The organism is Streptococcus intestinihominis (genome assembly GCF_046824975.1).
Taxonomy (GTDB): Bacteria; Bacillota; Bacilli; order Lactobacillales; family Streptococcaceae; genus Streptococcus.
This window is the reverse complement of record NZ_JBKQBL010000008.1, coordinates 29,884-42,281: the sequence shown is the minus strand read 5'-3', so window position 1 is coordinate 42,281 and position 12,398 is coordinate 29,884. Positions and strand designations below refer to the sequence as shown.

14 protein-coding genes and 1 pseudogene are annotated in these 12,398 nt (G+C 43.7%); all 15 read left to right on the top strand.

Annotated elements, in window-relative coordinates; translation table 11 throughout:
• Window positions 1-1,073: pseudogene (locus tag ACLOR3_RS10220) on the top strand (DNA-directed RNA polymerase subunit beta'); the annotation flags it as partial.
• Between the two features lie 389 nt (window positions 1,074-1,462).
• Window positions 1,463-2,614 carry a non-hydrolyzing UDP-N-acetylglucosamine 2-epimerase gene (wecB, locus tag ACLOR3_RS10215; RefSeq protein WP_411400967.1) on the top strand — a complete coding sequence of 384 codons (1,152 nt, stop codon included), beginning with the start codon at window positions 1,463-1,465 and terminating at the stop codon, window positions 2,612-2,614.
• Window positions 2,615-2,616: 2 nt separating this feature from the next.
• Window positions 2,617-3,405, top strand: a complete 789-nt coding sequence (locus ACLOR3_RS10210; protein ID WP_411400966.1) for a hypothetical protein — start codon at window positions 2,617-2,619, stop codon at window positions 3,403-3,405.
• A gap of 142 nt (window positions 3,406-3,547) precedes the next feature.
• A complete protein-coding gene (locus ACLOR3_RS10205; RefSeq protein ID WP_411400965.1) occupies window positions 3,548-4,858 on the top strand; it encodes a glycosyltransferase family 2 protein in 1,311 nt (436 codons plus the stop codon).
• Between the two features lie 22 nt (window positions 4,859-4,880).
• Entirely contained in the window at window positions 4,881-5,969 is a 1,089-nt protein-coding gene (locus ACLOR3_RS10200) for a family 8 glycosyl hydrolase (protein ID WP_411400964.1), read from the top strand.
• Between the two features lie 206 nt (window positions 5,970-6,175).
• The gene (locus ACLOR3_RS10195) at window positions 6,176-6,553 is read left to right on the top strand and encodes a DUF1033 family protein (protein WP_006595139.1); all 378 of its coding nucleotides are present in this window, start codon (window positions 6,176-6,178) and stop codon (window positions 6,551-6,553) included.
• A 105-nt stretch (window positions 6,554-6,658) separates the two neighbouring features.
• On the top strand, window positions 6,659-7,600 hold the full coding sequence (gene comGA, locus ACLOR3_RS10190) for a competence type IV pilus ATPase ComGA (protein ID WP_048717506.1): 942 nt from the start codon (window positions 6,659-6,661) through the stop codon (window positions 7,598-7,600).
• Entirely contained in the window at window positions 7,542-8,564 is a 1,023-nt protein-coding gene (comGB, locus tag ACLOR3_RS10185; protein WP_048717459.1) for a competence type IV pilus assembly protein ComGB, read from the top strand. Before comGA ends, comGB begins: the two co-directional genes overlap by 59 nt.
• Window positions 8,561-8,878, top strand: coding sequence for a competence type IV pilus major pilin ComGC (gene comGC / locus ACLOR3_RS10180; RefSeq protein WP_023022076.1), 318 nt, complete (start codon window positions 8,561-8,563; stop codon window positions 8,876-8,878). Before comGB ends, comGC begins: the two co-directional genes overlap by 4 nt.
• Window positions 8,847-9,272, top strand: coding sequence for a competence type IV pilus minor pilin ComGD (comGD, locus tag ACLOR3_RS10175; protein WP_048717508.1), 426 nt, complete (start codon window positions 8,847-8,849; stop codon window positions 9,270-9,272). Before comGC ends, comGD begins: the two co-directional genes overlap by 32 nt.
• Window positions 9,238-9,531 carry a competence type IV pilus minor pilin ComGE gene (comGE, locus tag ACLOR3_RS10170; RefSeq protein ID WP_048717510.1) on the top strand — a complete coding sequence of 98 codons (294 nt, stop codon included), beginning with the start codon at window positions 9,238-9,240 and terminating at the stop codon, window positions 9,529-9,531. The genes comGD and comGE overlap by 35 nt, the downstream gene beginning before the upstream one ends.
• Window positions 9,515-9,967, top strand: coding sequence for a competence type IV pilus minor pilin ComGF (gene comGF, locus ACLOR3_RS10165; protein WP_411400977.1), 453 nt, complete (start codon window positions 9,515-9,517; stop codon window positions 9,965-9,967). The genes comGE and comGF overlap by 17 nt, the downstream gene beginning before the upstream one ends.
• Window positions 9,933-10,379 carry a competence type IV pilus minor pilin ComGG gene (comGG, locus tag ACLOR3_RS10160; RefSeq protein ID WP_048717511.1) on the top strand — a complete coding sequence of 149 codons (447 nt, stop codon included), beginning with the start codon at window positions 9,933-9,935 and terminating at the stop codon, window positions 10,377-10,379. The genes comGF and comGG overlap by 35 nt, the downstream gene beginning before the upstream one ends.
• Window positions 10,380-10,410: 31 nt before the next feature.
• Window positions 10,411-11,364, top strand: a complete 954-nt coding sequence (locus tag ACLOR3_RS10155; protein ID WP_411400963.1) for a class I SAM-dependent methyltransferase — start codon at window positions 10,411-10,413, stop codon at window positions 11,362-11,364.
• 48 nt (window positions 11,365-11,412) lie between these two features.
• On the top strand, window positions 11,413-12,398 hold a 986-nt coding region (locus tag ACLOR3_RS10150; RefSeq protein ID WP_412037205.1), incomplete at its 3' end, for an acetate kinase.

The following is a 12,398-nucleotide window of genomic DNA, read 5'->3' as shown; positions in this document are numbered from 1 at the left end:
TCGTTGGTCCAGATACCTTGATTACAGAAGATATCGCTCGCGACATCGTCAATGCGGGTGTTGAAGCAGTGACCATCCGCTCTGTCTTTACATGTAACACTCGTCATGGTGTCTGCCGTCACTGTTATGGTATCAACTTGGCGACTGGTGATGCGGTTGAGGTTGGTGAAGCAGTCGGAACCATCGCTGCCCAATCTATCGGGGAACCTGGTACACAGTTGACCATGCGTACCTTCCACACGGGTGGGGTTGCCTCAAATACTGATATCACGCAAGGTCTTCCTCGTGTCCAAGAAATCTTTGAAGCCCGCAATCCGAAAGGGGAAGCGGTCATCACTGAGGTCAAAGGGGAAGTCACAGCCATTGAAGAAGATGCTTCGACACGGACCAAGAAAGTCTTTGTACGTGGTGCGACTGGAGAGGGAGAATACGTTGTCCCTTACACAGCCCGCATGAAAGTCGAAGTGGGAGATCAAGTCTCTCGTGGTGCGGCTCTTACAGAAGGGTCTATCCAACCAAAACGTCTCCTTGCCGTTCGTGATGTCTTGTCAGTTGAAACTTACCTCCTTGCGGAAGTACAAAAAGTATACCGTAGCCAAGGGGTAGAAATCGGCGACAAACACATCGAGGTAATGGTGCGTCAAATGATCCGTAAGGTTCGTGTCATGGATCCAGGAGATACAGACCTTCTCATGGGTACTCTCATGGATATCACAGACTTTACAGATGCCAACCGTGATGTGGTTATTTCTGGTGGGGTTCCTGCGACGGCTCGTCCTGTCCTTATGGGAATCACCAAAGCCTCTCTTGAAACCAATAGTTTCTTGTCAGCGGCTTCCTTCCAAGAAACAACTCGTGTCCTCACTGACGCAGCGATTCGTGGTAAGAAAGACCATCTCCTTGGACTTAAGGAAAATGTTATCATCGGTAAGATTATTCCTGCCGGTACAGGTATGGCTCGTTACCGTAACTTGGAACCACAAGCAGTCAATGAAGTCGAAATTATCGAAGAAGTTCCAGTCACAGAAGAAGCAACAGGAATTGTTGAATCACCTGTAGTGGAAGAAAATTAATCCCAAAAGAAGCTTTACTGATCTTCAGTAAGGCTTCTTTTTTATGCCTAAAAATGAATAGAAAGACACTGTTTTCTCCTATAATACCATGTTAAAGATATGCGCAATAATAAATATATATTCAAAAAATGCATATATTAAGACTGAAAAAGGAAGTTTAGAAAGATTTGATTATTAAAATAAATATGGTATAAAATCCAGCTATCTCAAGGTTTTTACGGGTTTTAAACTAATTAATATTACACATAAATTACAGATTATTAAAATTCGATTAAATGTATTACGAAAGCATTGAGATAGTTTGACTTATGAAGCAATTGAAGGTAGAATGGATGGTAAATATGTTGTTGGTTTTGTTAATAAAATCACAAGGTAAAAAAGGTGAGATGATGAAAAAGATTAAAGTGATGGTTGTTTTTGGAACGCGCCCAGAAGCTATTAAAATGGCTCCCCTGGTTCTAGAGCTCCAAAAGCAAAGTGAGACCATTGAAACGATCACAGTGGTAACTGCACAGCATCGTCAAATGCTGGATCAAGTGCTAGAGACCTTCCGCATTCAACCGGATTACGATCTAGATATTATGGGGAAAAACCAATCACTTCTAGATATCACGGCTAGAATCCTTGAAAAATTTGACCCAGTCGTGAAAGAAGTGCACCCAGATATGATTTTGGTCCATGGGGACACAACGACGACTTTTGCGGCTAGTCTTGTTGCCTTCTATAACCAAGTCCGTATCGGTCACGTAGAGGCGGGTCTCAGAACCTTCGATAAGTATTCGCCTTTCCCTGAGGAAATGAACCGTCAAATGACGGATAACTTGGCAGATCTCTATTTTGCCCCAACCAGTGAAAGCAAGGCCAATCTTCTCATGGAACATCATCCAGAGTCGTCCATTTTCATTACAGGGAATACGGCGATTGATGCCCTGCGATTAACGGTACAAGAGGATTATCACCACCAGGTCCTTGATCAGTTGGATCCGCAGAAGAAGCTGGTCTTAGTGACCATGCACCGTCGGGAAAACCAAGGTCATCCGATGCGGGCAGTGTTTGGTGCCTTGAGAGAAATGGTGGATGCCCATCCGGAATTGGAAGTCGTTTATCCAGTCCACCTTAGTCCAGCTGTTCAAGAGGCGGCTAAGGACATCTTAGGAGAACACGACCGCATTCATTTGATTGCGCCTTTGGACGTCTTTGACTTTCATAACCTCGCATCGAGAAGTTACTTTATTATGTCTGATTCGGGAGGAGTTCAGGAGGAGGCCCCTTCTTTAGGTAAGCCTGTCTTAGTCCTTCGGGATACGACCGAACGTCCAGAAGGTGTCAAAGCTGGAACCTTAAAATTGGTCGGAACCGATCCTGAGCGGGTCAAGGAAGAAATGACGGCTCTGTTGACGGACCCAGATCTGTATCAAAAAATGGCTTCTGCTCGAAATCCATATGGAGATGGGAAGGCATCTGAGCGAATTGTTCAAGCCATTCAGTACTATTATAGCCTCGTTGACTCGGTATCTGAATTTATGGAGGGAGAAATTTAGGAATGAAAAGAAGGAATCATTTAGGAGACTGGATGCTTATTTTAGTCGGCTTTGTATTGGCCGTCCTGATATACTGTCTATTCTTTGCACGGGAGATTATTATAGAGGAAGCTCTCTTTCTCGTGTTAGCCTTGTTTGCCTCTCTTGTCTTATCCAATTTGCTGCTGACCTGGACGATTTTAATTTCATTCGGTTTAGGAATTGTCTTTCTGGTAGCAGGAGTCGTGTATATCCCTGCAAACCAGGCACTGTTATTACTTTTCTCTTTCCCTATTTTGATTGGGATTCTATCAAAAATTCGCTACTACTTATTTAAAGAAGTTGCCAAGGTTCAAAACCAAGAAGAGGATGCTGAAGTTGCCTACCGTGGCTTGCTGGAACACTCAGGTGTTCAACAGGAACAGAAATTACAAGCCCTCTTGATCCATTGGTCTCATGAGGAACTCTTCTATCAAATTCATCCTCGTGAGTACAATCGGACACTGAACCAAATTCATTATCTGATTGGCCACCATTTGATACAAGATGAGAGACTTTATTATGTTTCAGATGGCAATTTCCTAGTACTTACGAATAGTCAGCAACGAAATTTGCAAGAATATTATCAGTTGTATTTAAAAAATCAATTGGAATCTCTGGTCTTTAAGGGAGAAGACGGTAATCAAGCTATTCAATTCCAAAAAGGATACTTGGTAGTGGATTCGACCAATCGGACGAAATTCCATAGCTACCAGGAAGCTATTAGTAACTTGAAACGTCAACTTGAAACGGATATTATTGTGGAATATTAGGGGGAACCGATGACTCTTACAAACCTATTTTTTGGGCTAGCCCTCGGGATTAGTCTATTCTTTGCGGTGTGCTTCTGTGCATTATTCATTGCCTACTTGGTCATCTACCATCGGGTAAACAAAAACTTTAAGGCGGTGGACCATGATTAGTCAAATTTTAATGATTTTTACCTTGATTTCTATCTGGTTGTCTCTAGCCTGGGGCTTGTTAATCTTGATTTCAGCGGTTCAATTCTGGTTGAAACACAGTGATTTTCGAGTGGATACGAGCCCGCTTCTCTATTATCCTAAAGTAACCATTGTGGTACCTGCCCACAATGAAGATGTGGTCATTGCTCAAACTGCTAAGGCGATTTTGGATATGAATTACCCTCATGATCGTGTGGAGTTGCTTCTCTTTGCAGATAACTGCTCGGATCGTACCTATGAGGAGTGTTTGGCTGTCAAGGCCCTTCCGGAATACGCTGGCCGGGACGTGACCATTATTGACCGTACCGGTACAGGTGGGAAAGCTGGAGTATTGAATGATGCCTTGAAGATGGCGACAGGAGATTATATCTGTGTCTATGATGCGGATGCCATGCCTGAGAAAAATGCTCTTTATTTCTTGGTTAAGGAAGTTCTTAAAGATCCAGAACGCCATGTGGCTTCATTTGGACGCAATAAGACGAGAAATGCCAACCAGAACTTCTTGACGCGTTGTATCAACCAAGAAATCGTCGTGACCCAACGGGTTCATCACGTCGGGATGTGGAATCTCTTCAAAATCGGACGGATTCCAGGTACCAACTTTATTATCCAAACAGAATTTGTCAAAAGTATCGGTGGTTGGAAGAATGGTGCCTTGACGGAAGATACGGATATTTCCTTCAAGATCATGCAAAGCGGAAAACTGATCGCTTTGGCTTACAACTCGGAAGCCTTCCAACAAGAGCCAGAGACTCTAAAAACCTACTACATGCAACGGAAACGTTGGGCAAAAGGGAACTACGAGGTTGTACTTTCCAACTTTAAACACTTATTCGGAAAAGGGAACTGGCGGGTAAAACTAGAGGTCTTCAACTATTCATGTATTTTCTTCTGGTTTAATGCAGCGATTGTCTTGTCAGACTTGATTTTCTTTGCCAATGTCCTTGCTATGTTTATCCATCTCTTTGCTCCGGGCGTACAGATTCCCTTTGCTTTTGACTCCGAAAATATCTACATTGCCCAATTGATGCTCTTTAACTGGGTGCTGATGATTGGATTGTATTTGTTGCAAATCAACATTGCCATGGCTTCTCAGTTTGGTCAGGCGACGGTGAAACAGATTTGGTTGGCCCTAGCAGCCTACTTTAGCTATTCCCAACTCTTCATCATTGTTTCGATTGATTCGATTTCATCCATCATCATGGATAAATTGCTTCACCGTGAAGGAACCAAGTGGGTGAAAACGAAACGGTTTGCTGGTTAGGAGGACTTATGAGAACAAAAAAATGAAATATTTATGGTTTGTGGTCATCCTGGCAGTCTTTTGTTTGACCCTCTTCTTGGCTCGGACAAGAAGCAAGGTGGAGATGCGGAACCGCCTTTATCGTCAATGGACGGAACACTACCTCGTGACGGATGGAAAACAGTCCTATGTTCGTACGACTAACAGTGACCAAGAAACGGTTGTCTTATCAGAAGCGCAAGGTTATGGCATGCTGATCACAGTAGAGGCTGCCAAGAAAGACCTAGCCAATCAAGAGGATTTTGACCGTCTGTATCGGTATTATCAAAACAATCGCTTAGACGATACCCAATTGATGGCTTGGAAACAAATCATCAAAAAAGGGGAGCTTTCATCTGAGCATCAAAATGCGACGGATGGTGATCTATATATAGCCTATGCCTTGATGGAGGCCGCAAAACAGTGGCCTGAAAAAGGTAAAGGCTATCAACAGCAAGCCAAGGCTATCTTGGACGACATTCTCAAGTACAACTACAATGAGACAACGGGTGTCTTGACAGTTGGGAATTGGGCCAGTCAAGATTCTGAATTCTATCACTTGATGAGAACCTCTGATACTCTTCCGTCCTTTTTCCAATCCTTTTATGAGTTGACTGGAAATGAACAATGGTTAAGTATTAAAGAGAAGATGTTGGCCCAGCTTGACGCCATCAGTTCGCAAACTAAAACAGGCCTTCTGCCAGACTTTATGTGGGTAGATGAACAAGGGGCGCGTGTAGCGGATCCAGATACCATCGAATCCAAGTACGATGGTGCTTATTCTTACAATGCTTGTCGTCTGCCATACAACTTGGCTCAAAGCCAGGACAAGACCAGTCAAAAATTGGCTAAGAAGATGCTGGACTTCTTCATGAAGCAACGGAATATCTATGCAGGCTATGATCTGAAAGGCAATGCCCTTCATCAGTACCAAGCAGCTAGCTTCATTGCTCCGGTATCTTATGCGGCTGAAAATGGAGATGGCTATCTCAAATTGGTGCAGCAGAACAAGTTTATCTTTATGCAAGATCTATCAACAGAAAATTATTACGATGCAACCATGACAACCATGATTGCCCTTCAATTGTTCTAATGGATCATCATTTGAAAAACTGAGAACATAGGCTTCTCAGTTTTTTCTTGTCAAAAAATAGCCTTTCTCTCCTCCATAAGGGGAGATTTTGAAAGAAAAGCATGAAAATGTTCGGAAAATTTACTTTATTTTTCTTTCATAAGCAGAATTCTTTTGTTATCAAAGGATTTTATATATAATATTGGATACAAAGGACGGAGAGAAATATGTATCAAGTAATTGAAATGTATGGGGATTATGAACCCTGGTGGTTTTTAGAAGATTGGGAGAAGGACATTGTCACTAGTCAGAGTTTTGATGACTATTATGAAGCCCTAAAATACTACAAACGCCAATGGTTACTTTTAAGAGAGCAATCTCCATTATTTAAAAGTAGAAGTGATTTAATGACGATTTTTTGGGATCCTGAGGATCAGCGCTGGTGTGAAGAATGTGCGGAATACGTGCAACAATATCATTCAGTTGCCTTGTTAGAAAACGATCAGAAGATACCGAGAAGCAAGCGCCGTCCAGGCTACGAAAAAGAGAATGCCCACACGGCTCATCGCTCTTGTAAGCTAGACTACGAGAGCAATAATCTATAGGAAGAGAAATTCAATATGCAGTTGAGTTTCTTTTTTTTGCTCTTTTTTCTAAATCCAGCGCTAGTTGGCCAATTAATTGCGAATTATATAGTGAAAGGAGGAAATATGGTTCAAGAAATTGCACAATCCATAATTCGAATGGCATCGAATGCCGAAGCTCAGGATATTTATTTTGTTCCTCGAGTGTCAGACTATCAGCTCTTTCTAAGGGTTGGGGATGAGCGACGCTTTGTCGAGACCTATTCGCAAGAACAAATGGTAGCGGTCATCAGTCATTTTAAGTTTATGGCAGGGATGAATGTGGGGGAAAGGCGCCGGAGTCAATTGGGCTCCTGTGACTATTCTCTAGGGGATAAGGTCTTGTCCTTACGCTTGTCTACTGTGGGAGACTATAGGGGATACGAGAGTTTAGTTATTCGCCTGCTCCACAATGAGGACCGGGAGCTCCGTTTCTGGTTCGACCAACTTCAAGAGCTAGAAGAGAAGGTGAGTAAGCGGGGGCTCTACTTATTTGCGGGTCCAGTCGGATCGGGGAAGACGACACTGATGCATGCCCTGGCCAAGAAAAAATTTTCGGGGCAACAAGTCATGTCGATTGAAGATCCGGTAGAAATTAAGCAAGAAGAGATGCTGCAACTGCAGCTCAATGAAGCGATTGGCATGACTTATGATAGCTTGATTAAACTGTCTCTGCGCCATCGCCCGGATCTCCTCCTCATCGGAGAAATTCGTGACACGGAGACAGCTCGTGCAGTTATTCGGGCTAGTCTGACAGGTGTGACGGTCTTTTCTACCATCCATGCCAAGAGCATTCCTGGGGTCTATGAACGCCTATTGGAGTTGGGGGTGAATGAGGAGGAGTTACGGATTGTCCTTCAAGGGATATGTTACCAGCGTTTGATAAAGGGAGGAGGTGTCACTGACTTTGCCATCCAAGATTACCAAAACCACTCCAGTCAACAGTGGAACCAGCAAATGGATGCGCTTTATGAAGCGGGACATATTGAGCTGGATCAGGCGCAAGCCGAAAAAATTATCGATTGCTAAGCAAGAACATGTCATTGAACTCTTTCACAATCTCTACAGCAGTGGCTTTCATCTATCAGAGGTCATCGACTTTCTTCGGCGCAGTCAATTGGTAGAGGCAGATTTTGTCGAGAGGATGCAGGTCGGACTTGCCAACGGGAAGCCCCTGTCAGCTATTCTCTCTGATCTAGGTTTCTCCGATCAGGTAACGACTCAATTGGCACTGGCGGAGCAGCATGGAAATGTTACCTTAAGTTTGGAAAAAATCCGTAGCTACTTGGAAAATCTGACCCAGGTTCGAAAGAAACTAGTTGAGGTGGCGACCTATCCCGTGCTCTTGTTGGGATTTTTGATCTTGATTATGCTGGGGCTGAAAAATTATCTCTTGCCTCAGTTGGAGAATCAAAATGGGGCGACACGACTGATTAGTGTCTTTCCCCAGTATGTTTTGTTAGGGAGTGTGTTGCTGACGATTGGAGTTTTGATGCTCCTTTTCCTAGGCCGTCGTGCCAAACGGCTGGCCCTGGTTTCATGTTTGGCTAGATTTCCTTTTCTTCGCCCCTTCTTACAGGATTATCTGACCGCTTTTTATGCTCGAGAATGGGGAAGTATGATTGCCCAAGGGTTGGAGCTGAATCAAATTTTTCCTGTGATGCAGGGGCAACGTTCCCGTCTCTTTCGAGAGATTGGACAGGATTTAGAACGGGCATTGGCTCGTGGCAGGTCTTTTTCTGACCATATTCAGACTTATCCTTTCTTTAAACGAGAGCTGGCCCTCATGATTGAATATGGGGAGGCCAAGTCCAAGCTCGGTAGTGAGCTGGAAATCTATGCAGACAAGACCTGGGCAGGCTTTTTCCATCGTTTGAACAAGGCCATGAATGTCGTCCAACCACTGGTCTTTGTCTTTGTTGCTCTTATGATTGTTTTGCTCTATGCAGCCATGTTGCTGCCAATTTATGAAAATTTGGAGGTTCCTTTATGAAATCATTGCGCACACTCAAGGTAAAAGCTTTTACTCTGATTGAAATGTTAGTTGTTTTGCTCATTATCAGCGTTCTTCTCTTGCTCTTTGTTCCGAACTTGACCAAGCAGAAAGATTCGGTCACAGATACAGGAAATCGAGCAGTCGTCAAAGTCGTGGAGAGCCAGGCTGAGCTCTATGAACTCAATCATCAGAATGAAAAAGCTAGTCTTTCTAAGCTAGTCGCAGAAGGACAAATCACTCAAAAACAAGCAGAAGCCTACCGTGCTCACTATGTGAAGAATGCAGGTGATCACCGTGCGGTTGCAGATTAAAGCTTTCACCCTTCTGGAGAGCTTACTAACTCTAGGTATCGTCAGTCTTCTATGTTGGTTGCTAGCTGGGTCAGTCCATCAAGCCTTTGGGCAGGTAGAAGAAACATTGTTTTTCTCGGAATTTGAACGGGTCTATCAGGAGACACAAAAGATGAGTATTGCAAAAGAGGAGAGAACTCTCCTTTCTATCGACCACGGTGGGGTTCATAGTCCCTATCAAGAATTACCGCTTCCAAAAGGGGTGGAAGTGGTCAGAGAGAAGCAACTGACCTTTGATCCAGCAGGAGGCAATTCAAGCCTGACCAAGATTCAATTTCAGACAGAGAAAGAGGTGGTGACTTATCAGTTGGCAATTGGGAATGGAAAAATTAAAAAATCGACGGCTCCCCGCTAGTCTCTTGTTAGAAGGACTGATTGCCTTAGCGATGTTTGGTGTCCTCACGACCCTTGTGCTGGGAGAGCTAGGGGACTCGCGACAGCAGCGCTTAGAAGAGTTGAGACAAGGAGAAGTCTTGCGAGTCGCAAAAATGGCGATCCAGACCAGGCAGGATCAATTGAACATCAATCAGGTCAGTGTCCAGGTGGAGAGGTCTGCCAAGTCCTTAAAGGTCTATCATGAAGGAAAGGTTGTGATTGCTGTTGAAAAGAACTAAACTGCCAGCCTTTACTTTACTGGAGGCCTTGGTTGCCCTGCTCGTCATCAGCGGTGGTTTATTGGTGTTTCAAGGATTGACAAGCCTCTTGCGTCAAGAACTTCAGTACCAAAGTCACATCAAGCAAGAGGAATGGTTGCTCTTTCAGGACCAGCTGGACATTGAATTGTCTCGTAGCCAATTTGAAGAGGTCAGAGACAACAAACTCTATCTTGTTCAGGATCAAAAACCCATAGCCATTGGACTGGCTAAGGGGGGAGATATCCGAAAGACAGATGCGACTGGCCGTGGCTATCAACCGATGATAGATGGAGTTGAATCCGCCTGGATTGAAAAAAGAGGAAATCTGGTGTCTATTCAACTGCGCTTTGAAGAAGGGTTAGAAAGGGAGGTGGTCTACCGTGTGGTGGAAAAGGATAAAAAAGAAGCAGATTGAGGCAGGGATCCTTCTTTATGCCCTTTTTATGTCGGCGGTTTTTAGTCTCTTGCTTCAGTTTTACCTGAACAGACAAGTGGCAGAGAGACGGATCCTCCTTGCTAGTCAGCACCGGATCCAGGCTTATGCACAAGCTCAATTGGCGATTGATACTTGGGATCGGGAAGAAAAAACCATGACCTTCTCAAATGGCCGAGTCGATTTGGAAGAAAAATCGGGCTTTGCCAACGTAACGAGTCACTTACAAGATGGGGGAAGCTGCCATTTCACCTTTGCTCTACCTCCTCGGGAAAAGAAAAAAACCGACAAGAAGGAAAAGGAGAAGCAGGCTCCAGATTCAGCCACAGACCACCCGACCAAGACTGAGGAAGAGAAGCCTCAGGCCTTCGAAAAGCATAGCGAAAACTCTTAAAATTTGATATGATTAAGAGATGGAGGAAAGCATGAATTTCGAAAAAATTGAGAAAGCCTACGGCTACCTATTAGAGAATACCCAAAATATCCAAAATGATTTACAGACCAACTTTTATGATGCTCTAGTGGAGCAGAATGCCATCTATCTGGATGGGCAAACAGAGTTGACTCTAGTGAAGGAAAACAACCAGCGCCTGAAGGACTTGAACTTAAACAAGGAAGAGTGGCGTCGTTCCTTCCAGTATCTTTTGATGAAGGCTGCCCAAACAGAGCCCCTACAAGCCAATCACCAATTTACACCAGATGGGATTGGATTTCTTCTGGTCTTTCTAGTGGATCAGTTGGCTAGTTCCGATCAAGTAGATGTGCTAGAAATGGGGAGTGGAACAGGGAACTTGGCCCAAACCTTGATGAACAATTGTCAGCGTTCGTTAGATTATTTGGGCTTGGAAATTGATGATCTCTTGATTGACCTTGCAGCTAGTATGGCAGAAGTGATGAAGGCGGATGTGAATTTTGCCCAAGGTGATGCCATTCGTCCACAAGTTTTGAAAGAGAGCGATGTGATTATCAGCGATTTACCTGTCGGTTATTATCCAGATGATGCCATTGCGAGTCGTTACCAGGTCGCTTACCCTCAGGGCCACACCTATGCCCATCATTTATTGATTGAACAATCGCTAAAATACTTAAAACCAGGTGGCGTCGCTATTTTTCTAGCTCCGAATGATCTTTTGACAAGCGAGCAGAGTCCTCTATTGAAACAATGGATGCAGGATCATGCTCAGGTCTTGGCCATGGTGACCTTGCCAGAGAACCTCTTTCGATCCGCCAATCTAGCAAAAACCATCTTTGTTTTCCGCAAGCAAGAAGAAGCGGAGGTCCAACCATTTGTCTATCCCTTGACCGATTTGCAAGATCAGGAAGACCTCATGAAATTCCGTGAAAGTTTTCAAAACTGGAATAAAGAAAGTGAAATTTAAACAAAATTTTGCTATAATAGGAGTGAAAACGCTTAAAGAGGTAAAAAAATGACGAAAACAATTGCAATTAATGCAGGTAGTTCAAGTTTGAAATGGCAATTATACCAAATGCCAGAAGAAACAGTTTTGGCAAAAGGGCTCATCGAGAGAATTGGACTTAAAGATTCCATTTCGACAGTAAAATTCGATGGTCGAGCAGAAAAACAGGTTTTAGATATTGAGAACCACACACAAGCGGTTAAAATCCTTCTCGATGATTTGATTCGTTTTAATATTATTGCTTCCTACGATGAAATCACTGGAGTAGGGCACCGTGTCGTTGCAGGTGGTGAGTACTTCAAAGAGTCTGCTCTTGTAGATGAAGAAGTCATTCAAAAGGTTGAGGAACTTTCTTTGTTGGCCCCATTGCACAACCCTGCCAACGCTGCTGGGATCCGTGCCTTTAAAGAATTGTTACCAGATATTACCAGTGTTGTTGTATTTGATACCTCTTTCCATACAACAATGCCTGAAAAAGCTTATCGTTATCCTCTTCCAACTAAATATTATACTGAAAACAAGGTTCGTAAATATGGAGCCCATGGAACCAGTCATGAGTATGTAGCCCACGAAGCGGCCAAGCTTCTTGGAAAACCAATCGAAGAGTTGAAATTAATCACCTGCCACATTGGGAATGGAGCCTCTATTACAGCGGTAGACAAAGGGATTTCTGTCGATACGTCTATGGGCTTCACACCACTTGGTGGCATCATGATGGGAACACGTACAGGGGATATTGACCCTGCCATTATTCCTTACTTGATGGAGAATACAGAAGACTTCAACAGTCCAGAAGATATCAGTCGTATCTTGAACCGTGAATCTGGTCTTCTAGGGGTGTCTGAGCTTTCTAGCGATATGCGTGATATTCACGAAGCCATGCGCAGTGGAAATGACAAGGCACTTTTGGCCAACGACATTTTTGTTGATCGTATTAAGAAATACATCGGTCAATACTTTGCTGTCTTGAATGGAGCAGACGCCATCATCTTTAC

Excerpts from the sequence above, each read along its gene's own strand:
- wecB (WP_411400967.1), top strand. The coding sequence starts at position 1,463 with ATGAAAAAGATTAAAGTGATGGTTGTTTTTGGAACGCGCCCAGAAGCT.
- ACLOR3_RS10210 (WP_411400966.1), top strand. The coding sequence starts at position 2,617 with ATGAAAAGAAGGAATCATTTAGGAGACTGGATGCTTATTTTAGTCGGC.
- ACLOR3_RS10205 (WP_411400965.1), top strand. The coding sequence starts at position 3,548 with ATGATTAGTCAAATTTTAATGATTTTTACCTTGATTTCTATCTGGTTG.
- ACLOR3_RS10200 (WP_411400964.1), top strand. The coding sequence starts at position 4,881 with ATGAAATATTTATGGTTTGTGGTCATCCTGGCAGTCTTTTGTTTGACC.
- ACLOR3_RS10195 (WP_006595139.1), top strand. The coding sequence starts at position 6,176 with ATGTATCAAGTAATTGAAATGTATGGGGATTATGAACCCTGGTGGTTT.
- comGA (WP_048717506.1), top strand. The coding sequence starts at position 6,659 with ATGGTTCAAGAAATTGCACAATCCATAATTCGAATGGCATCGAATGCC.
- comGB (WP_048717459.1), top strand. The coding sequence starts at position 7,542 with ATGAAGCGGGACATATTGAGCTGGATCAGGCGCAAGCCGAAAAAATTA.
- comGC (WP_023022076.1), top strand. The coding sequence starts at position 8,561 with ATGAAATCATTGCGCACACTCAAGGTAAAAGCTTTTACTCTGATTGAA.
- comGD (WP_048717508.1), top strand. The coding sequence starts at position 8,847 with ATGCAGGTGATCACCGTGCGGTTGCAGATTAAAGCTTTCACCCTTCTG.
- comGE (WP_048717510.1), top strand. The coding sequence starts at position 9,238 with ATGGAAAAATTAAAAAATCGACGGCTCCCCGCTAGTCTCTTGTTAGAA.
- ACLOR3_RS10155 (WP_411400963.1), top strand. The coding sequence starts at position 10,411 with ATGAATTTCGAAAAAATTGAGAAAGCCTACGGCTACCTATTAGAGAAT.